We start from the raw sequence: 20,604 nt of genomic DNA, 5'->3' as shown, positions 1-20,604 counted from the left end.
ACATTCCCTCTCCACGGCCCTCTCGGCACCCTCAGACACCGGTCCAGGCTAGGGCGCAAATCTACCCAGAACCGAGGATCGGAAACAGCTACTGAGGGACGGCGTCCCAGGTGTGGCGGGCGGCGGGGGCAGCGGTGGCGCGGCGGGTGCGGGTGTCGTTGAAGGTGTGGGTGTCTTCGCCGTATCGGCAGCGGGTGTCGAGTGGCTGGTGGGTGAAGGTGAGTTCCCCTTCCTTGGGGGGTTCTGGCTCGGTGATGTCCGGCTCGGGTTCGGCGGTGATCTCTCGCCACAGGGCGCGGTCCGGGGCGGGGACCCACATGCGGCTGGTGATCTGCGGGTCTTCGGGGTTGGGGATCCGCATGGGGACCCAGTCGCCGGTGGCGCTGGTGATGACGAGGTCGTCGACGCCGGGGGTGGGTTTCTGGGGGATGCACAGGGCGGGGAGGTCCCAGTGGGCGTGGAAGCGTCCGCAGAAACTGGCGCCGGTGTCGGGGCAGGAGCGAGGGTTGTGACCGTCGCATTTCCAGTGCTGGAGGTAGCGGGCGCCAGCCCGGATAAGCATGGACTGACGGCTGGCGATCACTTCCCAGGGGCGGTCATCGACCTGGACCCAGGGGGTGCGTTCGATGAGGGCTGAGCGGCTGTCGGAGGTGACCCACAACGGTGTGATGCCGTGTGCGACGGCGCGGGTGGAGCGGCGGCGTACGGTTGCGGCGGCGATCGGGGAGTACTGGGCTTCCCAGCCGACGCGGCCACCGGGGCCGGTGACGAGAACATCGGTGCGTATGCGTCCGTCGACGGCCCTGGCCTCGACTTCGGCGGCGAAGCCGTGTTCGTGCGCGGCGCGCGCGATCCGCTCCTTCATGGCCTTGTGCTTGTCCGATTCCTCCGCCGTCGGCTCGATCCGGAGCGGGAGGTGTGCCGGGACGAGGGTTGTCACGCCGTTGACGGTCCGCTGGCGGATCGTCATCCAGGGTGAGCGGCCTGCTTCTTCAGCGGGGCAGTGGTTCTCTTCGTGGCGGCCTATGCATTCCAGGAGGTCGCGCTCCCGCTCAGCGATCGGAACAAGAATCTCGTCGATGAGCCCGGGGCGGTCTGGGTTTCCGAGGTCGGCGTGGCTGAGTTCGATTTTGATCCGGTATCGGGTGTGCCAGACGGCGTTCGCCATGAATCTGAGGGTAAGAAGCCCCGTGCCGGGACGCCACGGGGCCGTGAGAGGTTCATTCCGGGCCGAGGGGTGGGGGAGCCAATTCAGAGCGGCAGATCCCCGGCTGGGCAGCGACACCGACCACCGCCGGACCCGGACCACTGCGCCGTCGTCCCGAACTCGGTGCCCGACCTACATCAGCCTCCGGCGTGGCCTTGGGCGTCGATGAGTGGTGGGAGGTTCCGGTGCTGCTCGTGGAGGTCGCGCACGCTGGCTGTCTGGATGCCGGTCAGGTCGGTGGTCAGGGCGGTGAGGCGGTCCCGGGTGTTGGAGCGCAGGTGTGAGGAAGGGACGCGGGCCAGGACGTCCAGGGCGCGGTCGGCTGCGTCCCCGGGGTTGCCGCTGGCTGCTTCGGCGCGTGCGTGGAGGACGGCAGCGGCGGCCCAGCCCGGGGTGCCGATGGTCTTGAGCCCGGCGGAGGTTTCGGCGAGTCGCAGGGCGTGGTCGGGCTGGCCGATTTCCAGGTGGGCGGTGGCCTGGTGGAGCTGGTGTTCGGCGAGGTCGTAGCCGAACCGGCCGGGCTCTTCGGTGATGCCGGCGAACGCGTCGTCAGCGGTGTGGGCGGTGTCGCGGGCTTCGCGGGTGCGGCCTTGGGCTGCGAGGGAGGAGAGGAGCCCCCAGCCGAGGAGTTGGGCGCGGACCAGCGGGGTGGGGGCGGCGGCGAGGCCGCGTTCGGCGAATTCGGTGGCGGCGTCGGCTTGTCCGCGGGCGCGGGCGGTCATGCTGCGGGCGCCGAAGGACCAGGCGGTGAGCCGGGCGTCGCCGACGCGGTGGCCGATGTGTGCGGCGGTGGTCAGGTGGACGCTGGCGCCGGTGTCGTCTCCGAGGTGGTGGGCGAGGTTGCCCAGCAGCGCGCTGAGCCAGCCCATGAGCCGGGAGAGTTCTTGGGTGTCGCGGGGGCCTGCGGCGAGGGGCCGGGTGAGGAGTTCGCGGACGGCCCGGACTTCGGTGAACAAGGCGTGGGGCGGGTGGCGGCTGTAGTTGAGGGCGTAGTGCTCGAGGGCGGCGTGGGCGGATTCGAGGACTTCGGGGCCGGCGGTCGGGTCGGCGAGCAGGGCGAGGTGGAGGGATTCGCGGACGGCCGGGAGCCCGGCGGCTGTGGTCATGGGCTCTCTCCAGGTGGGGGACGGCGGTCGGTCGGGCCGACCGTACCGGAGCGGGGCCACCATGGTCGTCGCGTTGGCGGGCGGGCGCGTCAGTTCGAGGTGTTCCGGTGTGGTGCCGTAGGCGCGGGCCAGCATGACCGTGTACTCCGGGCCGGGCCGTTCCTGGCCGTGTTCCCACCGGCACAGCATGGATTCCGACGGGCCTGGGGGTTGGAGGCCCTGCTCCTGGTAGCAGCGGCCGATCTGGTCTATGGCTTCGGCCCGAGACCAGCCCAGGGCGAGGCGCCACGCCTCCAGCGCGCTGAGTTCCGGGAGTTCCCTGCGCAGGCGGTGGGCGATCTGCCCGGTCCTGTGGCCCTGTCGCTGAGCGTCCCGGCGGATCCGGGCGGCCTCGCGCACGATCGCGGCGCGCCGGGAGCGGGTGATCACAGCCATGACTTCCCCCCGGGAGAGCAAGGCTTGGGCGGACCACCGTAGCCCCGGGCGCGGTGGGGCGGGAGGGCGTATTCGGGGGGCGCACGGACATTGCGGTCTGCCCGCAATGGTGGGCCGCGGCGCCCGCAATGACCCGGTGCCCGGCGCGGTCCGACTCTGGGGAAGGGCCGGGCCATCGGGGCCCGGCAGAGCAGGAGGAAAACGCATGTCCGTGATGACCACCGCCCCGGCCGCCACCGCGCCGGCCGGCACGAGCACCAGCACCTCCCCGGGCGGCGGCGGGCTGGTTCTCGCCCGCCGCCGGATCACCGCCGCCCGCGACCGGGCCACCCTGTCGGAGTCCGACGGCGGCGGCACCGGCCGCACCGACACCAACGACTGAGAGGCCGGATCCTCGCGATGACCGAGTTGTCGATCGCGGAACGCCTGGGCGGGGACCGTTTCCTCGCCCAGGCGCTCGGCCGCGCCTACCGCCACGTCCCCGGCGCGTTTCCCGGCGCCGGCACGCTGATGACTTTCGCAGACCTCAACGACCTGCTGGCCACCCACCGGCTGGAGCCGCCCCGGCTGCGGCTGAGCGCGGACGGCGAGATGCTGCCCCAGCAGCGGTACGCCACCGCGGAGGTCACCCGCCGCCGCACGGTGTGGCACCGGCTCCAGCCGGCCGACCTGCACACCCGCCTCGCCGAAGGCGCGTCCCTGGTCGTCGACGCCGTCGACGAACTCCACCCGCCGGTCCGGGACCTGGCACAGGAGCTGGAGCGCTGGCTGCGCACCCACGTGCAGGTCAACCTCTACGCCTCCTGGACCGAACGTGAAGGCTTCGGGGTGCACTGGGACGACCACGATGTCCTTGTCGTCCAGCTTCAGGGCGCCAAGCGGTGGCGGATCTACGGGCCGACCCGCCGCGCGCCGCTCGGGCTGGACACCGACCAGCCCGAGCCGCCGCCGGAACATCCGGTCGCCGAACTGGTGATGCGGTGCGGCGACGTGCTGTATCTGCCGCGCGGCTGGTGGCACGCCGTCGTGGCCGACCAGGGCACCCACTCCCTGCACCTCACCGCGGGGATGCGCACCCACACCGGCGCTGACCTGCTGACCTGGCTCAGCGGAGTCCTGCGCGGCAGCGAGCGCGTCCGCGCAGACCTCCCGGTCCACGGGACCGCCGGGCAGCAGGCCGCGCACCTGGAGCAACTCCGCGAGGAGGTCCTGGAGGCGTTCGGCGACCCGGGTCTGATCGCCCGGTACCTCGACGCGCGGGACGGCGAGGACCCGGGACGGCTGCGGCCCTCGCTCCCCTACCTCGGGCCGCCGCCGCCCGACCCCGGCCTGGGGGTGCGGCTGACGGCCGGCCGGGCCCGCCTCACCCACCCCAGCCCCGACGGCGGCGGGACGGTCGTCTTCCGCGGGGCGGGCTCGGAGTGGGAGTTCGCCGCCGGCACGGCGCCGATGCTGCGGCTGCTCCTCGACGGCGGGGAGCGGACCTTCGGAGAACTCGCCGACGCCGCACAGCTGTCCGTCGGCCAGGTCGCCGCCGTCGTGGCGGAGCTCGTCGACGGGCAGGTCGCAACCCTCACCGGGCCCCGCCCGTGACGGCGGTCCTCGCCCTGGGCACCCACCGGTGCCGGGAGGTGGCCGCCGCCGCACAGCGCGCGGCCACCAGCCCGCACCCCTGGGTGGACACCGCCCCCAACTACCTCGCCGGCCGCGCCCACTCCCTCCTCGCCCCCGTCCTCGCCGCCCACCCGACCATGGGCGTCTCCACGAAGATCGGGTTCCTCCCCGCGGCCGAAGCCGCCGGCGCGCTCCGGGACGGGGCCATCACCCCCGGCGAGGCGGCCACCGGCCACAGCATCACCCCCGCCTACATCCGCTGGCAGCTCGCCCGCAACCGTGCCCAGCTCGGCCGCGACCGGATCGACGTGCTGTTCGTGCACAACCCCGAGCGGGCCAGGCCCCGCACCGAGCAGCTGGCCGCCGCGTTCACCGTGCTGGAAGAAGCCGTCGCGGCCGGCTGGATCGGCGGATACGGCGTCGCCACCTGGTCCGGGCACGCCGACGGGACATGCACCGTGCCGGGCCTGCTGGCCGCAGCCCGCACTGCCGGCGGCGCCGCGCACCACCTGGTCGCCCTCCAGCTCCCCGTCAACCTCGTGCTGGCCGAACCGATGGCCGCAGCGCTCGCCGGGCACGGACCGATCGCCGACGCCGCAGCGGCCGGGCTGGAGGTGTACGCGTCCGCCCCGCTCCACGGCGGTGAACTGGCCGCACTCGCCACCGAAGAACTCGCCGACCTCATCCGGCCCGGCCTCACCCCAGCCGGCGCCTGCATCCTCGCCGCCGCATCCTGCCCCGGAGTCCGGAAACTGCTCCTCGCCGCCTCCACAGCGGCACACTGGGACGACGCCCACGCCGCGCTCGCCGGCGGGCCCCTCACCCCTGCGCACCTCGGGACGGTCCTGGATGTACTCGCCCCCCGCTGACCCCGCCACCGAGCAGGCGATGCGCTCCGCCCTCCACGCCGCGGCCCGCGCTCTCGACGCCACCGTGACCGGGCCGCCGGCGTGGGGCTGGCACGGCCGCACCCTCTCCCACCGCGCCGAACACCCCCGGCACGGCGCCTGCTGGCTCCGCCTCGCCTGCGCCCCGGCCGGGAAGCAGGGCGGCAAGATCTGGGAGGGCACCGCCGAGGCCGCCCGCGCCTTCGACGGCCGGGTGACCAAACCCCGGCTGCACGCCGTCCACGACCACGACACGGACGGCGCCGCCTACCGGGCCGAGCTGACCCAGTACATCGCCTCCCCCACCGTCGCCGCCGACCCGGTCATCCGCCACCCCATCGACGTGCCCGACACCTGGTGGAAGACCCTCCGCACCGACCTCGACACCATCGCCGCCACCCCCACCACCCGGGTCGCCGTCCGGGACGAGTGGATCGCCCGCACCGTCCCCACCGTCACCGGACACCCCGCCCCCCGCGTCACGGCATGGACCACCGCCCACGGAGACCTCCACCTCGCCAATCTCACCAGCGACGGAACCCTCCTGGACTGGGAAGGATGGGGCCGGGCCCCCGCCGGATACGACGCCGCCCTGCTCCTCGGCTACGCCCTCCTGCAGCCGGCGCTCGCGGCCCGCATCCGCCGCGAGTTCGACGACCTGCTGGACACGGCCGCCGGCCGCGCCGCGCAGCTGGTCGTCGCCGCCGAACTCCTCCAGTCCGTCGGCCGCGGAGACCACCCCGACCTGGAGGCCCCGCTGCGGGAGTGGGCAGCGGCCGTGGCGTAGACCGTGCGGATTCCCGACGGTGCTTCAACGCCGGGATGCGGGGGGCGGAACGGGCGGGCGTGTTGGTGTGCTCCGGTGTTGTCAGACCAACTCCGCCCCCACAAACGCACGTTCGGTGTGCTCTTGATCACATAGTGCAGCATTGTCGCAGGTCAGCGCACTGTATGTGATCATACGATGACGCCGTGCAAGAACTTGTGCGCGAGCGGGCTAACACCCGTCCCCCGCCAGTTCGGTCTATGGGTGAGAACGCAGTGTTCTCCTCCGCCCGCACCGTCGCGGACGGAGCCCCGACTCACCGAGAGGAGCGCCGTGGGGCACCCATGGACCTGGTACGCGGTGGTAGTGGCCGTCGTCTGCCGGTTGACCCTGGACGGGATCGACGCCGTCGTACGACGCGTCGTCCGCACCGCCTCGCAGGCCACCGCGGAGCTTCGCTCCGCGCCCCTCTCCGCGCCGACCACCATGGCGGGGCCGGAGAGTTCCAGCGCAGGGAGGCACCACGCCTGCCCCGGGGCGGCAGCACCCCGGGACGGACGGGGGGAGGTCTCGTGACCAAACCGCCGAAGGTACAACTCCCCACCGACTTCGAGGCCTTCTTCACCGCGGAACACCGCCGCCTCCTCGCCTACGCCATGCACCAGCTGCGTGACCGCCGTGACGCCGAAGAGGCCGTGCTGGAAGCCGGCACCCTCATATTCCGGAAGTGGCACACGGTGCTCGCCCACGCGAACCCGATGGCCCTCGTCTACAAGATCATGCGCGACGTGACGCGCGACTTCTACCGGCGTTCCGCCCGCGTGCCCGAGGTGGCCGTCGCCGAACCGCCGGACAGCGCGTACCTCCACGAACTGCGCTCGCACGAGCCGCTGGACACAGCCATGGACACCCTGCGCCGCGCCGCGCCGCTCCAGGCCGAGTGCGTGACGATGCGCTACCTCATGCAGATGGAGTACACGGACATCTCCGACCGGCTCGACATCACCGCCGGCGCCGCGCGCACGAACGTGAGCCTCGGCCTGGCCCGGCTGCGCGAGCTGATGACCACTGTTCCCCGCCAACGCTTAGGAGGCCAATGATGTTGGACGACATCCTGCGCGATGAGGCCGCCGCCCTCCGGGCCGCCCTCGCCGACCACGACGAGGCGGCGTTCATGGTCCGGCTGGCCGCGCGCATCTCCGCGGACCAGAGCGTGTCCCGGCCGGCCACCGGCCGGGACCGCTGCGGCACCCGGCCCCCGCACTCCCACCCCGCCGGACGCCGCACGGGCCGCAGCCGCCTCCTGCCCACCTGCCCGGAGCCGGACACGGCCCCCGCCTCGGTGCTCGCCGACGTCCAGCACCTGTGCGAGCTGGTCCTCCGCTCCGCCGACGTGGCGCGGCTTGCCGACTTCGCCCGGGACTACGACGAAGCGGGCGCGCGGACCTTCGGGTGCTTGCTGTACCGGCTGGGCCGGCGGGAGAGCGCGCTGTACTGGTGGCGGTTCGCCGCCGGCGCCGAAGACCAACTGGCCGCGCACCTCCTCGCCTCCCACCATGCGGCAGTGGGCTGCACCCCCCACGCCCGCCTGTGGCGGGCGATCACCCGCATGCTCGGGTTCAGACCGGATGTCCATCTCCCCCGGCCCGTCCACGAACTGGACTACCTGCCGGAGGAGTACGTGCGGCGCGCGGACTGGGCCGGGCCCCTGCGGAACTTCCTCCGGCTGCCGAGCCTCCCCCGAGAGCTCGTTGCCTGACGAACGGCTGGGGTGTGGGCCTCGCTGCCCGGCGCCGCCGGATGGAGCACTCCGCGCTCGTGCCCTCTGAGACTTCTCTCATGTCGTTCGGACCTCCGAGAGAAGCCTCAGCACCGGCGGGGGTGCTGCTCCGTACAGAGCAGCACCCCCGCTTCACCGAGTTGCCTTGCCTGGAACGCGCGCCCGCCTACTGGTCGCCGGGAGCGGCGTCTTCGTCTTCGCGTGCAGGCGGAACGAGGGCGGCGGCCTGCACGGCGATGTTGCGGATGTCGTCGGGCAGATCATCCAGAGCGCTGGGCTCGTAGGAATAGGTGGAGTACAGCGCGGCCAGGAACGCTTCCAGGGTGTCCTCGCGCTCCGGGCTGATCCATCCCTCACGCTGGACGATGGACCGCCCCACCCTGTCGAAGACCCCGGCCTTCTCCTGGTCGGTGTCCTTGCCGAGCAAGCCGGCCAGGTGCTCCCGAACGCGCCGGCTGATGAACTGCTCGACGTGTCGCTGGTCGGGCACCTGAAGGTAAGTGCGAATGCGGTCCGGCGAGATGTGGTTGTGCTGCATGTGCGCGGCGATGGTGCCGACCATCAGGTGGAGGTGCTCCAGCGCATCGGTGAGCCGGTAGAGCACGATCCTCGTCCACTCGCCGTACTGCTTCTGATACCGGCCCTCATCGAGGGCCTCATGGAAGTACCTGTTGATCATGTCCACGTGGTAGCGGACCAGCAGCAGCAGTTCGGGGGGCAGCGCGTCCCCAGGGCCAATCGCACCCGCGGGCACGTAGTCCTCAGTCGTCAGCCGCTCCTTGTGCGCCAGGCGCTCCTTCCGGAGGTCCGCGAGAGCAGCGGCGTATGGCTGTCCCGTCTCCATGGACCTCGCCCGGGCCGCGTTCTTCGCCGCGTGGTTGGTGTGCATGATCTGCGACTCATTCCGGCTGCGCACTGTCCCGTGACCTGGCGCGCCTTGAATGAACGTCATGTGCACGTGGCGTCGCCGGGATGCTGCGAAGCCGCTTTCTGTTCGTGAGCGCTGCCCCGATCACGGGTCGGGGCAACTGGAACTGAGGCCGTCCTGCGGCCGACGCCAACGGCACCATATTCGTCTTCCGTTGTCACGCGCGACGCGCCGGGCGACTGAATGACTTCCGGGAGCTCGGCATCCCTGTTGGACCGCTCGCCAGTTCACAAATTCTCATCTATGTGATGTTTCACCCGGTCGGGCTACCGCCAGGAATCACATGAACACCAACTGTAGAGGAGCTACGCGACGTGGCACGGAAAGACGAGACCTCGCTGACCCTGGTGCACCAGACGGTGCTGGACGGGATCGGCAGGATTCAAGCGGCGCTGGAGAGCGGACAAGACGCCGCGAAGAGCGCGGTCACCAACGAACTCCGCCTCATGCGGCAGAACCTGCGTGAGAACGGCGACAAGCTGGCTGGCGCAGGACGGGACATCCAGCTGGCGATGAAGGCCGACCTGGAGTCGGAGTTGAGGAACGTGGCGGAGCAGGTGGCCGCCCTCCACCAGAAGATCGAGGCCCTGGCCGCCGTACCCGCCGTCCCGGTTACCGCTCTCCCGGACAGCGCCGCTGCGAGCCGGCCCGAGCTGCCGGTGGTCGCCGACACCGCCGGCGGGGCCCCCGCCGGGCTCGGTCTTCCGGCCGGGTCAATTCCCGGGCCTCGGCCGGCCGCCGACGACACCGGAGACGCCCACCCGGATCCGGCCGACGAAGCAGAGACCGCGCAGCCTCCGCGCCAGGAAGCGCCGGCGGACTTGGCCGAGCTGCTGCGCGCGGCCGTCCGGGATGAGCTCGGCCCGCTGCGCGACGCCGTCGCCGGCCAGCAGCAGGAGATCGCCCAGATCCGCACCGCGCTGGAGCAGTTGGCCACGCAGCCGCCGGCGGCCCACGAACCGGAGACCGGTTCGTGGGCCGCCGAGGTCACCGGTGCGATCGACGCGCTCGGGAAGGTCGTCACCGAGCAGATCACCGGGCTGCGCCAGGAACTGCTCCAGCCCGCCGAGCCGGACCACGAAGAAGGGCCGGAGGCCGCGCCCGACGCTCCGCCGCGTGCGACGGAGGAGCACGGCCGGCTGCTCCAGGAGGCCGCGCGGATCTCCCGCGCCGAGCTGGTCTGTCACCGGGACACCTGGGACTTCATCGTCGGCCGCGCCGACGGGCACCCGCACTTCCGTACCCCCGCCGAGCTCGCCGTCGACCAGGACGAGCGGGTCACCGCCGCGGTCTCCGGCCGGTCGCTGATCGCTGCGCTCATCACCCTGTGGGAAACCCAGCACGCGGCCTCCCCGGCCAGCGCCGAATGGGCCCTCGCCACCAGCCTGTACGCCCGTATCCAGGACGGGCTCTCCAAACTCGCCCGGGAAGGGAGCACCGTCCGGATCGCCTTGGACGACCGCGCCCCCACTGCTGCGCCGCCGCCCGGCCTGGAGGACGCAGGCGCCCCTGAATCCGAGGTCGGATCCGATCGTGCCGAGCCCGCAACGGAGGGTCCGGCGGCTGAGGAGTCCCCGGACACCGGGTCGGTCGCTACCGTGGACCCCGACACAGCCGGCCCCGGCACCGGGCGAGAAGGAGACGAGTCGGATGAGTGACATCGGCGAAGCCACCTGGGTCACCTACGTCGGCGGCGAGCGCGTCGAGCTGCCGGCGTCGATCGACGGGATCCGCGCCGCCCTCCCCGAGACCGAGCGGGCCGATTTCGAGCGCGAGGTCGGCTCGGCCGCGGCACAGGACCTGCCCCGCGTCCTGGGGCACTGGGCTCTGCGCACTCATCCGGAGGCGGTGCGGGAGATGGAGGAGACCTTCGCCGCGCTGGAGGCCGGTGACTACTCCGGGGTGGTCTACCCGTACGAGGAGCGGGAGGAGGGGGCGGCGTAGATGGCGTACCGGATCGCGTTCGCCGGGCAGGCGGATGCCGCGCGGCGGCAGATGACGCGGGCGCGGCGGGCTGAGTTCGACCAGGCGATGGCCGGCACGATCGGCACCGACCCGTACGGGCACGGCTCCAACGCCATCGGCGGCGAGAAGGATCGGCGGGAGGCGACGGTGGCCGGCGCGTTCGTCGTGTACTACGTCGCCGGCGGCGCGCTCACCATCACCGCCGTGAAGGTCATCGACCAGTCCTTGTGAGCAGGCGGGGGCGCGGCGGCTGGCCACGCCCCACCTCGTCGCTCCCCGGCGTCCACGCTCTCGGCTCGGTCCCACCTTGGAGTTCGTCCCGGAGACGGATAGCTTGCAGCCGGCGTGCGGTGCTTGAGCTCCACGGCCCCCGGGGCCGTGGAGCGGAACCGGCCACCGAGTCCGGCCACTCCTGTTGGCTTTGTCCGTCGCTGCCGGCTCCCCGGGTTCTATGCGTAGTCCGCGACGGGCCGCCTTCGGTCGATTGCACTGCATAGTGTGGCTGTGCAGCCACAGAACGGTCGCTCCGGAGACGGGTAGCTGTCAGCCGGTGGTCGGAGGTACCTGAGCTCCATGGCCCCCCGGGGCCGTGGAGCGGAACCGGCCACCGAGTCCGGTCACTCCTGTTGGCTTTGTCCGTCGCTGCCAGCACCCCCCGAGTCTCCGGACCGCTGGTGCTGCCTGCGGTCCGCGGTTCGCGTCCGGGCCCGCACGCGAAGCGTGCCGCGCCACGACGGTTACGGCCCGCAGGTGACCCTCCTCCTGTACTAGAGAAGTACGGAGAGAGAAAAGCGCAGGTCAGAGCCCTGTGGATAGAAAGTTGTGTCCCCTCAGCAGCGACAGATCGGCCGCGTTGTGTCTCGGGTGGGGGGACAGATCGACCGCGGATTGTCGGCATGACTGACAGCAAAAGCCCCAACACGTCAGCCAGACTGACGTATTGCGCGTGTTCCACCGACCGGCCCGACGGGGCGTCAGCAGCAGATGTGTCCCCTCACGAGGGACACAGGACACGCCGAACGTCAGCCCCACCGACACAAATGTCGGCGTGGCTGACATACTGCTGCTCCTGACGATCACAGACCGGAAGGGGTACCCCGTGGCCTTCGAGCCCGGAGAGGGTGAACAGCCGAGCCCACGGCGGGAACCACTCCCCCAGCCCATCGACGACGCGCTCCAAGCGTGGAGCCAGCCGCTCGCCCCGGTGCGCGACCTCGATGAGGTTGCGCGGCGCTACCCGGGCCGCCGACTCACCCTGGACGGCGAACGCACGCCGCTTGAGTTCTATGGGCGGCCGGAACAGCCGAACGCCTTCGCGATGGACAGCCTGGAGTTCTTCCTGCTGATCGCCCAGTTCTTCCGCGAGGCACTGCCGCTGCGCCTGATCCTCCTCCTGATCGCCTGCCAGCGCGCAGGCGGCCGAATCCACCTGACGCAGGAGGAGATGGCCACCGTCCTGGACGTGGCCCGCCCGAAGGCGTCCGAAGCGCTCCAGGAGATCATGAGCCACGGCATCGTCTACAAGGTGAAGCGCGGCGTCTACCAGTTCAACCCGCCCTTCAGCTACCGGGTGGCCGAGTTCATCCCGGGCACGGAGACCGCCGGGGGGAAGTCCGAGTACCGTCGAGTCGAACAGTGCGAGACGATCAGCGAGATCCGCCAGGACGCGACGCTCCCGGAGCTGGTGCGCTTTCCGTCTCTGGAACACATGCGCCGGGCGATCGAGGAACTGCGGGCGGAGCGCGCGGCACAGCGTGCGCAGCGCCGCCGGAACCGTGCAGAACGTCGGGATGAGGGGATGACGCAGTGAGTACTCTGCGATTCGCGGCGGTCAACGCCGACGGGCTGCTGGCTGACCTGGACCTGCCGCCGGCTTCCTACCGGGCACTGCTCAAGCTGCGGGCGCTCAGCGAGCCGGGCGGTCTCATCGCGATCGACCAGGCGAGCATCGGCGGGATGCTGGGCCTCAGCCGCCCGAGCGCGAACGCGGCGCTGCGTCGTCTGGAGCTGGCGCGGCTGGTGTGGAAGGTCCGCAACGGCGTCTACCAGATCAACCCGATGTTGGCTGGCTACCACTCGCCGCAGGACGCCGTGGCCGCCGTCAACGCGATGCCCCCGGAAGATCGCCTTGACGCCCAGGGCTACATCGCCGGTTACCACCGGGCCGTCGCCGACTACGAGGACCAGCTCGCCCGCCAGCGCGAGAAGCGCAAGGACCTGGCCGCCGCGAAGAAGGCCGCCGCCGCCCGCCGCCGCAGGTCCCTGCATGCCGTCAGCTGAACCCGTCGGCAATCGGGCGATGAGATCCGCAGGCGTCCGGGGCGGGCGACTGCCTGCTGAATCGCTGGCGCGGGGGAAGTTGGGGGCGGTGCCCCGTCCCTGGCGGGTCTGGTGCCGGGGCGGGGGCGTCCTGGTGGGCTGAGTTCAGCCGGTGGGCGCGACCTGGATGATGCGGCCGGTGATGCGCACCCACCACGGGCACCCGGTCGGCGTGCCCGGTTCGGCGAAGTCGAGGTCGTGGCGGACCGTGGCGCTGAATCCGTCCTCGCCCAGGGTTCGGGCGAGCCCGGACGAACACATCGTCCCGGCCCGCCCATGATCGGCCCGTGCTCGGCTGCCCCGTACCGAGCAGCTGGCGGCGGAGCGGCTCAGCTCCGCTTGCGGAGCTTCTGTGCCAGGTCCTGGTGCTGGTGGAAGTGCTGGGCGGTCGGGGCGGGGGTCGGTCCGAGGGCGAGGACCTGGTCGGTGACCGAGTGGGTGACCCGGTAGACCAGCACGGCGACCGCGAGGTTCATCCACTTCTCCGTTCCGCGGGCGGGGGGCACCGGGCCGAAGGGGGTGACGAACCACATCGGCAGCGTCGCGCGGTCTCGCAGTGCGGCGGCCAGCCGGCGGCGCATGGCCTGGGTCAGCTGGAGTTCGGCGCGGCGGCCGGCCTCGATGGGCGGGCCGGCTTCGACGCGGCGTTTGTCGTCGTTTTCGAGGGCCGCGCGGGCCTTGACCATGTTCATCGCGAGGTTCCCGTGGCGCTGGGCTGCGCTGCTGTCGGCTTCCAGCGCCTTGGCGAACTCGTCGGCCGCGGCGCGGTGCCCCTTGGACCCGGGCTCTGTGGTGGCCAGGGTGCGGGCGGCGGCGATGACGCGGTCCCGGGCGTCGCGCTGCTGCTGCACGGCGCCGCGGTGGTACTGGATCGCATTGGTGTGCAGCTGCCGCTGGTGGTCGGAGAGCAGCCCGGCTTCGGCGAGCTGTCCGGCGCGGAAGGCGGCGGCCAGCTCTGCCCATGCGGGTTCCACGGTGTCCAGGTCGGCGACGGGCGCGTCCGGATCGGTGCGGACCAGCGCCTCCAGCGCCTGGAGGCGGGCCTTGAGCCGGTTCAGCTCGTGGGCGGTGTCGCTGATGTGTTCGGCCAGCTCGTCCCGGGCGTCTTCGGCGGTGTTCTCGACTGTGTCGAGCGATTCCCGCAGCCGCCGGAGTTCGTAGCCGAGGTCGTGGACATCGCCGAGTCGGGTCTGTGTCCCCTGCTGTTCGCGCTCGACATCATCGACACGGTCATCGAGGCCGCGTACGCGGTGCTCCAGTCCCCGGATGTCGGGGCCCCAGTCCTTGTCCGGGGTAGCGGAGTAGGAGGTGTAGCTCATCGCCGCGCCCCCGTCCCGGTCGCGCCTTCGTCGGCCAGGGACGCGCCGGCGACCACCACCCAGCCGATGACGATTCCGATGATGATCCACATCGACAGCACGCCGGCCACGAGCAGGATCATCAACGCGCACACCCCGTGGAGCAGGTAGGCGCCGATCCGGCGGGCGTCGTGCATGGCGGTGGGCACCCTCATCCGGCAGCCGGCGACCAGCGCCGCGGTGTGCGGGATCAGCAGCGCCAGCCAGCCCGCCGACCACGACGGGATGAACACTACGAGCCCGACCAGCACGACGGCGGCGGCGGTCTGCGACCCCCAGGACCACCGCACGATCCGCTCGCTCAGCAACCGGTCCGGCTCAGCTTCCGCCGCGCGCAGCGCCGCGACCTCCGCAGGAAGCCGCTCCCCCGCCGCGACGAGCTGGTGGGTGGTCCGCACCAGCTCGTCGTAGACCCGGTTGAACTCCAGCTCCCCGTGCTCCAGCTCTCCGATTTCCTCGCACCGGTGCGCGACGTTCCGCCGCAACGCGGCGTACTTCTCGACCGGACTCTGTCCCGTGCCGGACATGGCACCCACCCCTCCGCTCATCCATCGACCACCCCATACTCCCCACCACCACTGACAGCGATGCAGTGACAGACACGTCGTCCGTCACCGCACCGTTCAGCTCAGGTTCAGGCCGCAGGTGCGTAGGTCACGACCGTCCCTCGCAGTCGGCGGCGAGGGCGGCCAGGCGATCGCGTTCGGCCGCGTATGAAACCGCCCCCTCGGGGTTTTCCAGTCGACGGACAACGGGGAGCGACGATTGCGTCTGGAAGAGGATGTCGCCTTCTCCGGGTTCAGCGGTGGAGGCTGTTGGTGGTGATGACGGGGGCCTTGAATACGGCCCATCCGGTGCCCGGCCAGTCCGGCTGGGAGTCGTCCATCAGCTCGTCGTCCTCCCACCGGAGCGAGGTGGCTTCGGCGTCTTCGCCGTTGTACTCATCCTCGATCCACTTGAGGGTGGCGTACCGCATCGCGGCTTCGCGGTCCGCGCACGGGGTCGCACCGGGGTCCTCGCCCCTGACCACGAGCCATACGGTCTCCATTGCTGTCTTCTCCTTACGGTGGTCGGTGTGTCCGTCGCCCTGCCGGTACCGTCCCGGGACCGGGCGCCTTCTTGGAGGGTGGCTGTCAGGTGGTCGATTCTCGGGGGATGACCAGTTCGAAGTACTTATTGAGGTCTTCCTTGCTCATCTGGCCGTCCATGGACAGCGAGTTCCGCAGCGCGCTGCCGGTGGCGTGAGCGGGTACTCCCCAGCGTGCGTTCGCCTCGCGGAGGATGTCGCCGATCGTCCACCGAGCGGAGTCGGGGTGGTGCTGGATGTACCAGTCGAGCATTTTCGCGACATCGGGTGTGAGGTTCAGGTCCCACCAGTACGGTTCCTTGGCCGCCTTCTTCAGATCGTCCTCGTCGCGCAGGTCCATGACGTAGGCGAAGTCGTCGAGGACCGCGTGCCGGATCGTTGATCCGAGGACGCCGGTGGGCAGGATGTGGTTGAGGCTGGCCGCCACGCTCCACGCGAGGAGGTCGGCGACTTCCCGGACCGATGCCGGGTTGCGGTGCCGGAGGGCCCAGCGCTTGCGGGTGTCCGGCTGCCCCCACAGGGTGCCGTAGAAGTCCTCCGCGAACCGGTCCCGGATGTGCGCGGCGCCCGGTGAGAGCTTGTCCCGGTCGCCGGCGGACATGGCTTCGCGGATGCCGTCCGCCGAGCGCTGCCGGGATTCCACCCAGTCCTCTGCGACGGGGCGGGACCACTGAGCTCGGCCGCCGACGGTGGCCTGGGGGAGGGGGACGTCGGCCGTGTTGCGGGAGATGTAGCCGCGCAGGGTGGAGGGGCTGATGCCGGCGAGCTGGGCCATTTCGGGGACGCCCAGCAGTTGGTCGCCGGAGAGTTCGGGGCTGGCCAGGTTGACGACGCACCGGTTGAGCGGCAACGCCAGGGCCTGCCGCTGGTGGTGGTGCGCCCACAGGGCGAGGTGGTCGGGCCAGTTGTCCGGCGCCGGTGCTTCGGGGTCGAAGGTGGCGATCTTCTCCAGGTGGGCGTTGGCGGGCTGGGCGCGGGTGTCGAGCGTGTCGGCGGCGGTGACGGTGACCGCCGCGTTGGCCTTGCGGCGTTCGTGGTCCTGGCTGACCGGGTTCCACACCTGGCCGGGCCGGTACCAGGTGGTGCCGTCCCACCAGTAGCCGCCGGCACGGTACAGCAGAGGGCCGCCGGTCCAGTCGCTGTGCAGGGAGGAGGTGTTGCGGTTGTTGACCAGGAGCACGGTCCGGCCGTGGTCGGGGTGGTACCGGACAGCCCATGCGAGGGAGTGGCGGATCGGGTCCGTGGTGAAGGCCCGCCAGCCGCCGGTGGATCGTTCGAGGTCGAAGCGGCCCCACATGCCCTGGGCCTTGTTGCGGCCGACGGCCTCGATGGCTTCGGGCCCGTCGTCGAGTGGGATGTGGGAGTCGTCGACGAACGGAAGGCCCGGGACGGGGTGGTCGGTCCGGATGCCGTTGGCGAGCGGACGGATGCGCGTCAAGGTGTTGCCCCCTGCTTTACTTTGGCGTTGCTCAATAGTGCAGCACTTTGATCCCCCATCCTGCAACAGTGTTAACTCGATAGAGGCAACGCTTTCCGGACAACCTTGCCCGGCCTGGCGGAAACCCATGACGCCGGCCGGGCCGGCGGGAGCGCCCACAAGGAAAAGGGCCCGCACCTTCGGCGTGCGGGCCTTGCAGTCTCCTCGGAGAACAGCTCAGTCGGCGTGGACGATCCGTACGACGCTGACAACCGGAACACCGGCGCTGACCAGGTACACGGTGACCGTGCCGGCGAGAGAGGCTTCGCGGCGGTCGCGGTCGCCTCCGAGAGCTATTCCGTGCCGGTAGGGATCGGTGGCAACCTCGTTGATCGCCTGCTCGAATCCGGCGCGGCGGGCGGTGGACATCTTGCGCAGGGCGTCGCGGGCTTCATTGCTGTACTGGAGGCGGTATCGGCTCACTCGATCAGGTCCTCGGCCGCGGTGAAGCCGGTGAAGTCGCCGGCCTCCACGCGCGCGAAGGTGGCCGCGTCCCGGGCGCGGATGTCCGGCCGGGTCTCCAGCGCCCAGTGTCCGAGGAGCAGGTGCAGGTCCGCGGGGGCGGCGGCGCCGACCGCCCGCTCGAACTCGGAGTGTCGCTCCGCGGGGAGGGCGGCCCGGATGTCGTCTATGGTCGCCGGCAGTTCCACGCACTCGCCGTCGACGTAGGTGTTCCAGATCGTGGTCGCCATCTCGCCCTCCTCGGGTGTTCCGGGGCCAACGGTACGACTCCAGCCGGCGCCGTGGTACCCCACCCGACGCTGTGGAGGCGGTACCGATGTCGCTCGATGGTGGCTCGTTTTCGGGAACGCCCGGTGGTGCCGTGGCCTGGTCACTACCGTCCGGGCCATGGCGAAGACGAAGGCGTACCGCGTGGCCGAGCGGGCGGTGCGGGTACTGGTGTGGCTGGACGTGCTGATCAGCGTCCCGCTCTACATGTAGTTCCTGGTCCACGTGAGCGGCCGGGTGAGCGAGCAACTGCCCGCCGAGGACGCGCTGGGCTTCTGGCTGCCGATCGTGGTGCCGTGCGCGGCGTTCAGCTTCACGCTGATGTCCAGCGTGTCCTGGTGGTGGAGCACCGCGAGCCGTCCGTTCCTCCTGGGCCGCACCGGCTGGTGGGTTCCGATGGTCTTCGTGACCGCTCTGTCGTTCCTGGTCGGCGTCTTCGGTTCCACGACCCCGGATGTGGAGGCCGCGCTGTTCACCGCGATGGTCACCACCATGGGCTTCACGGGCCTGTGGCTCCTGCCGCCGGCGCTGTCCCGGAACCTGATCGACACCCTGTCCCCGAACACGTCGCCGGCTGACCCGGCCTGACCCAGCAGGAGAACGTCTTGAGAATCGTCATGCTGGCCGCGCTCGGTGGACTCGCCGTCACGATGGCCGTGCTCGCGCCGCACGTCTACCGGTCCGAGTCGACCGTGCAGGCCGTCGCCTGGACGGTCATGCTGGTGGCCACTATCGCCGCCGTCGCGTTGCTCGGCTGCGCGGAGGTCCTGATCCGGTGCCGGGCCCGCCATGATGAGGCGCCCGGAGCCTGAACCGGGTCCCGGGCCGCCGCAGAGCGAGGTTCGGCGAGCCTGGGCCGGTACGTACGGTCCAGCCTCGCGTCGGTCTCCGGGCCGCGTGGGCCAGCCGATGAAGGGGACGGCCCGAGGAACGGAGGCGTAGCCAGGCTCGGGGCGTTGCGGAGGCGCGGTGTTCACCGCGCGGTGGGTCGGCTCCGGACCGCCCGAATCCGACTCCGGCCCGGCGGCCCCGGCGGAGCCGATGAACCCTCGCCGACCCCGACCGGGCCCTGGGCACGACACGGCCCCCGCCGCCCGAGAGGAGGTGGCGGGGGCGCCGTTCGTTACGCTCATGGAGCGGGGCCCTGCCGGTTCGGTCGGAAGGGCCCCGCTTTGTGCAGGTCATCGGCGGCGGAAGAACCCCCGCTTCTCCGGGGCGGGGCCCGCCCCCGGGCACTTGGCCGCGTGGCTCCCCTGCCACTTCTGCACCCGGCCGTCACGGGCGGGGGCGGCCGGACGCGCAGCGGGGCCCGCACCGTTGTCCTCCACGGTGCGGGCCCCGACTGGGAGTCCGGCTGGCTCGGGCGTGAGGTCAGGCGGCGGCCAAGCGGCAGGCGGTCTCCGTGTGGCTCTGGCTTACGCCCGAGTTGTTGAGGAGTGCCACACAGAAGAGGCGGACGATCCCGTCGCGGGCGCCGTAGGCGCACCCGTCGATCCGGTCGGAGGTCATGCTGTATCCGCGGTCCTGGAGGTACCGCTGGCAGTCGGACGGCGTTGCGTGGGCGGTGCCAGCTGTTGCGACAGTGCCGCCCACGAGCACGCCGGCCATCAGGACGCCGGCCGAGGCCACGCCGAAGAACTTCTTGATGCGGTTCACGTCGATTCTCCTCATCTGAGAAGTGTTCTTGTCACGCTCAGCGTGGGCGACATGGATAAGCATTTGATGAATGTCCGGTCAATAGCGACCTCTCCGGCCATCCCGCGGTTGCCCGGAGCGCCCTTCCCGGCCTACCGATCAGCGGGGGGCTTGCCGCGGGTCCGGGTTCGTCACCTTCGTCCTCCCACTGCGCCGGTGCGGCAGCCGTGTCCTGGGGCGTACCGGGCGCCTCAGCGGATCCTGGCCGCGATCGCCGACCGGGACGCCGCCCGCGTGTTCGCCCGGTCCCAGGCCATCACCCCGCTGGAGCTCCCCGACCTGGGAATGTACCTCCAGCCCGCAGACTCGTCGGGCGGCACAGTGGTGGCCGACCTGTCCGGCAGCGGCGCTGTCTACACCACCCGCCAGCGAGACTGGGACGGGATCGGAGAGCACGACACCGCCTACGAAGTCCACCGCACCACGGTGGTGGACGCCCTGCGGGACACGGCCCAGGGCGTGACGACCTGGTGGGCCCACCAGGAGCGCCATGACGGACGTGGTGCGCCCGGGCTGCGGTCCTGGAGAACTACGGCGTCCTCATGGCCCTGGAGGTGCTGCGCGCCCTGATCGGCAAGGGCCACAAGGTCCCCGCCTGAGCGCTACCTCGACAACCCGGTCGCTCCGACCGGGTTGTCGAGGTCAGCATCCGCCCGCCGCGCCCTTGGACGCTGGGGCGTCGAGCCCGTCGGCCGCGAGCCCTGGGCGGGCGGGACGGCCCCTCTACCAGCCCGAGGACAGCCGCGCGGACCATGCCGCTCGCCCCGGACGTGGCGCCCGGACCGACGAGGAAGCCGGCCGGAGGGGTTTCTTCGGCCGCCGCCTTCGAGGTTGACCAGCCCGCGCGGCCCGCTGACCTGCACGTCAACCCCGTAGCACCGGGTCGGCCTCCCTGCCCTACGATTCGTACATGTGAGCGAATTGCCGTCTGATCTTCCCCGTCTCCGGGTCCTGCGGGCCTGGCTCGCCGTGCAACTGCGCGCGGTGGAGGACGAGATCGCGGCGGCCGAGGAGCGGGAGGCCGCAGCGGCGGCTGCGCCGGGGTGGTGGGTGCAGTGGCGCCGCCGCCGCGTCGGCCGCCCTCGTGCGGGCGTGCTGCATCAGGCGGGCTGCTGGTTCCCCGGCGAGCCCACCCTCACGGCCGCCGAGCTGGAGATGCTGCTGGCCGAGCACGGCGCGCGCATCGAGCGCTGCCCCGCCTGCTCCAGCAACTCGACGTCGCCGACCGCGGGGGCCGGCTGATGCACCCGG

At 71.4% G+C, this 20,604-nt stretch carries 26 protein-coding genes; 15 read left to right on the top strand and 11 right to left on the bottom strand.

What is annotated here, in order from left to right; genetic code table 11:
- Positions 1 to 88: 88 nt before the first annotated feature.
- Both BM385_RS25875 and BM385_RS25870 read right to left on the bottom strand, forming a co-directional pair.
- Positions 89 to 1,168: a competence protein CoiA family protein gene (locus BM385_RS25875; protein WP_139275244.1), complete on the bottom strand. Its 1,080-nt coding sequence runs from the start codon at positions 1,166 to 1,168 to the stop codon at positions 89 to 91.
- A 176-nt stretch (positions 1,169 to 1,344) separates the two neighbouring features.
- Entirely contained in the window at positions 1,345 to 2,748 is a 1,404-nt protein-coding gene (locus tag BM385_RS25870; RefSeq protein ID WP_139275243.1) for a helix-turn-helix domain-containing protein, read from the bottom strand.
- A gap of 205 nt (positions 2,749 to 2,953) precedes the next feature.
- On the opposite strand from BM385_RS25870, the gene BM385_RS27400 reads away from it, so the two are divergent.
- The 6 genes from BM385_RS27400 to BM385_RS25840 all read left to right on the top strand — a co-directional run bounded on the left by BM385_RS27400 (position 2,954) and on the right by BM385_RS25840 (position 7,774).
- Positions 2,954 to 3,130 carry a hypothetical protein gene (locus BM385_RS27400; protein ID WP_175543113.1) on the top strand — a complete coding sequence of 59 codons (177 nt, stop codon included), beginning with the start codon at positions 2,954 to 2,956 and terminating at the stop codon, positions 3,128 to 3,130.
- Between the two features lie 17 nt (positions 3,131 to 3,147).
- The gene (locus BM385_RS25865; RefSeq protein ID WP_093844544.1) at positions 3,148 to 4,341 is read left to right on the top strand and encodes a cupin domain-containing protein; all 1,194 of its coding nucleotides are present in this window, start codon (positions 3,148 to 3,150) and stop codon (positions 4,339 to 4,341) included.
- A complete protein-coding gene (locus BM385_RS25860) occupies positions 4,338 to 5,231 on the top strand; it encodes an aldo/keto reductase (RefSeq protein WP_093844543.1) in 894 nt (297 codons plus the stop codon). The genes BM385_RS25865 and BM385_RS25860 overlap by 4 nt, the downstream gene beginning before the upstream one ends.
- Complete coding sequence (locus BM385_RS25855; RefSeq protein WP_093844542.1) at positions 5,212 to 6,036, top strand: hypothetical protein; 825 nt, start codon at positions 5,212 to 5,214, stop codon at positions 6,034 to 6,036. The genes BM385_RS25860 and BM385_RS25855 overlap by 20 nt, the downstream gene beginning before the upstream one ends.
- 551 nt (positions 6,037 to 6,587) lie before the next feature.
- Positions 6,588 to 7,115 (top strand): sigma factor-like helix-turn-helix DNA-binding protein, encoded by a 528-nt coding sequence (locus BM385_RS27395; RefSeq protein WP_093844540.1) that lies wholly within the window; start codon positions 6,588 to 6,590, stop codon positions 7,113 to 7,115.
- On the top strand, positions 7,112 to 7,774 hold the full coding sequence (locus BM385_RS25840) for a hypothetical protein (protein WP_139275242.1): 663 nt from the start codon (positions 7,112 to 7,114) through the stop codon (positions 7,772 to 7,774). The genes BM385_RS27395 and BM385_RS25840 overlap by 4 nt, the downstream gene beginning before the upstream one ends.
- Positions 7,775 to 7,961: 187 nt before the next feature.
- Here the strand turns inward: BM385_RS25840 and BM385_RS25835 are convergent, their stop codons facing one another.
- Positions 7,962 to 8,684: a hypothetical protein gene (locus BM385_RS25835; RefSeq protein WP_093844538.1), complete on the bottom strand. Its 723-nt coding sequence runs from the start codon at positions 8,682 to 8,684 to the stop codon at positions 7,962 to 7,964.
- Between the two features lie 353 nt (positions 8,685 to 9,037).
- Here BM385_RS25835 and BM385_RS25830 point away from each other — a divergent pair, with 353 nt between their 5' ends.
- The 5 genes from BM385_RS25830 (at position 9,038) to BM385_RS25810 (ending at position 12,968) form a co-directional block, all read left to right on the top strand.
- Positions 9,038 to 10,381, top strand: a complete 1,344-nt coding sequence (locus BM385_RS25830) for a hypothetical protein (protein WP_093844537.1) — start codon at positions 9,038 to 9,040, stop codon at positions 10,379 to 10,381.
- Positions 10,374 to 10,667 (top strand): hypothetical protein, encoded by a 294-nt coding sequence (locus BM385_RS25825; protein WP_093844536.1) that lies wholly within the window; start codon positions 10,374 to 10,376, stop codon positions 10,665 to 10,667. The genes BM385_RS25830 and BM385_RS25825 overlap by 8 nt, the downstream gene beginning before the upstream one ends.
- A complete protein-coding gene (locus BM385_RS25820; protein ID WP_093844535.1) occupies positions 10,668 to 10,919 on the top strand; it encodes a hypothetical protein in 252 nt (83 codons plus the stop codon). It begins immediately after the preceding gene.
- Positions 10,920 to 11,736: 817 nt separating this feature from the next.
- Positions 11,737 to 12,498, top strand: coding sequence for a hypothetical protein (locus BM385_RS25815; RefSeq protein ID WP_308277310.1), 762 nt, complete (start codon positions 11,737 to 11,739; stop codon positions 12,496 to 12,498).
- The gene (locus tag BM385_RS25810; RefSeq protein ID WP_093844534.1) at positions 12,495 to 12,968 is read left to right on the top strand and encodes a MarR family transcriptional regulator; all 474 of its coding nucleotides are present in this window, start codon (positions 12,495 to 12,497) and stop codon (positions 12,966 to 12,968) included. Before BM385_RS25815 ends, BM385_RS25810 begins: the two co-directional genes overlap by 4 nt.
- Before the next feature lie 144 nt (positions 12,969 to 13,112).
- On the opposite strand, the gene BM385_RS27390 is transcribed toward BM385_RS25810, so the two are convergent.
- The 7 genes from BM385_RS27390 to BM385_RS25780 form a co-directional block, all read right to left on the bottom strand.
- On the bottom strand, positions 13,113 to 13,268 hold the full coding sequence (locus BM385_RS27390; RefSeq protein ID WP_175543114.1) for a hypothetical protein: 156 nt from the start codon (positions 13,266 to 13,268) through the stop codon (positions 13,113 to 13,115).
- A 68-nt stretch (positions 13,269 to 13,336) separates the two neighbouring features.
- Positions 13,337 to 14,326: a hypothetical protein gene (locus BM385_RS25805; protein WP_093844533.1), complete on the bottom strand. Its 990-nt coding sequence runs from the start codon at positions 14,324 to 14,326 to the stop codon at positions 13,337 to 13,339.
- Entirely contained in the window at positions 14,323 to 14,892 is a 570-nt protein-coding gene (locus tag BM385_RS25800) for a hypothetical protein (protein ID WP_093844532.1), read from the bottom strand. Before BM385_RS25800 ends, BM385_RS25805 begins: the two co-directional genes overlap by 4 nt.
- Before the next feature lie 272 nt (positions 14,893 to 15,164).
- Positions 15,165 to 15,413: a hypothetical protein gene (locus tag BM385_RS25795; protein WP_093844531.1), complete on the bottom strand. Its 249-nt coding sequence runs from the start codon at positions 15,411 to 15,413 to the stop codon at positions 15,165 to 15,167.
- An 85-nt stretch (positions 15,414 to 15,498) separates the two neighbouring features.
- A complete protein-coding gene (locus tag BM385_RS25790; protein ID WP_093844530.1) occupies positions 15,499 to 16,890 on the bottom strand; it encodes a helix-turn-helix transcriptional regulator in 1,392 nt (463 codons plus the stop codon).
- A 216-nt stretch (positions 16,891 to 17,106) separates the two neighbouring features.
- Entirely contained in the window at positions 17,107 to 17,352 is a 246-nt protein-coding gene (locus BM385_RS25785) for a type II toxin-antitoxin system RelE family toxin (RefSeq protein ID WP_093844529.1), read from the bottom strand.
- Complete coding sequence (locus BM385_RS25780; protein WP_093844528.1) at positions 17,349 to 17,621, bottom strand: hypothetical protein; 273 nt, start codon at positions 17,619 to 17,621, stop codon at positions 17,349 to 17,351. The genes BM385_RS25785 and BM385_RS25780 overlap by 4 nt, the downstream gene beginning before the upstream one ends.
- Before the next feature lie 274 nt (positions 17,622 to 17,895).
- On the opposite strand from BM385_RS25780, the gene BM385_RS25775 reads away from it, so the two are divergent.
- Positions 17,896 to 18,246 (top strand): hypothetical protein, encoded by a 351-nt coding sequence (locus tag BM385_RS25775; RefSeq protein WP_254791740.1) that lies wholly within the window; start codon positions 17,896 to 17,898, stop codon positions 18,244 to 18,246.
- A 17-nt stretch (positions 18,247 to 18,263) separates the two neighbouring features.
- On the top strand, positions 18,264 to 18,470 hold the full coding sequence (locus tag BM385_RS25770) for a hypothetical protein (RefSeq protein WP_093844527.1): 207 nt from the start codon (positions 18,264 to 18,266) through the stop codon (positions 18,468 to 18,470).
- 559 nt (positions 18,471 to 19,029) lie between these two features.
- Here BM385_RS25770 and BM385_RS25765 read toward each other — a convergent pair.
- Positions 19,030 to 19,329 (bottom strand): hypothetical protein, encoded by a 300-nt coding sequence (locus tag BM385_RS25765; protein ID WP_139275241.1) that lies wholly within the window; start codon positions 19,327 to 19,329, stop codon positions 19,030 to 19,032.
- A gap of 180 nt (positions 19,330 to 19,509) precedes the next feature.
- On the opposite strand from BM385_RS25765, the gene BM385_RS25760 reads away from it, so the two are divergent.
- Positions 19,510 to 19,923: a hypothetical protein gene (locus BM385_RS25760; protein ID WP_093844525.1), complete on the top strand. Its 414-nt coding sequence runs from the start codon at positions 19,510 to 19,512 to the stop codon at positions 19,921 to 19,923.
- 342 nt (positions 19,924 to 20,265) lie between these two features.
- The gene (locus BM385_RS26900) at positions 20,266 to 20,595 is read left to right on the top strand and encodes a hypothetical protein (protein ID WP_139275240.1); all 330 of its coding nucleotides are present in this window, start codon (positions 20,266 to 20,268) and stop codon (positions 20,593 to 20,595) included.
- The last annotated feature ends 9 nt before the right edge of the window (positions 20,596 to 20,604 follow it).

The organism is Streptomyces harbinensis (assembly GCF_900116145.1).
Lineage (GTDB): Bacteria > Actinomycetota > Actinomycetes > Streptomycetales > Streptomycetaceae > Streptomyces > Streptomyces carpaticus.
Note: the sequence above shows the minus strand (reverse complement) of the source record. Positions and strands in the feature narration are given on the sequence as shown.